A 700-nucleotide genomic window follows, 5' to 3' on the forward strand; every position below is an offset into this window, starting at 1 on the left:
TTACTTAGGCTAGTTGAACTATTTGACGAATCAGTACTACTTAGACTAGTTGAACTATTTGACGAATCAGTATTACTTAGGCTAGTTGAACTATTTGACGAATCAGTACTACTTGGACTAGTTGAACTATTATCACCATGATTTGTATTCGAAAGTGCTGTTGCTACAACTTTTTGTGAACTAATATCATTAGCAGATGCTGTTTGAACCAGTCCTGCTCCAGCAATCATACCAAAAGTAACCAATGAAACAACAATCCATTGACTCTTAACCTTCCGTAAAACTTTCTTTTCTTTAACTTTAGAAATTCTTTGTTTGTTATATATCATTTTTATCTCCTCATAATATAAATTAAATATTTGAAACAAACTATCAATTACATTCTAACAAATATAACTGTAAATATATAATTTCTTTTACACAAAACAATTCATTAATGAATTGTTTTAATATCCTATCTTTTTAAACATTAAAAAATTTCATTTGACTTTCACGTTGACCCCAGCCAAGGGCAGCACGTTGTTTTGAGCAGAGAGAGCCCTTAGGTAAATCTCAAAAAAGAAAATACTTAAGGGCTCTTCCAAGGTATAGCTACGAGCCATCGCTTTGGTCAAGTCGCTAACATTGTTTAAAGAGTATTCTGCCCACTCTCCCGTTTGTTCCGGGTAATGTGTTGCCAGACTTCCGCTCTGAGCTAAAA

Annotated in this window: 2 protein-coding genes; both read right to left on the reverse strand. The window is 33.4% G+C overall.

Translation table 11 applies throughout. The features are described 5' to 3' along the window. The coding region (locus AOQ32_RS08415; RefSeq protein WP_199504907.1) for a hypothetical protein at nucleotides 1–329 on the reverse strand (329 nt) is incomplete at its 3' end. Nucleotides 330–479: 150 nt separating this feature from the next. Further along, a partial coding sequence (locus tag AOQ32_RS08930) for a hypothetical protein (RefSeq protein ID WP_207657374.1) occupies nucleotides 480–700 on the reverse strand: 221 nt, incomplete at its 5' end.

The organism is Fructobacillus tropaeoli (assembly GCF_001047135.2).
Lineage (GTDB): Bacteria > Bacillota > Bacilli > Lactobacillales > Lactobacillaceae > Fructobacillus > Fructobacillus tropaeoli.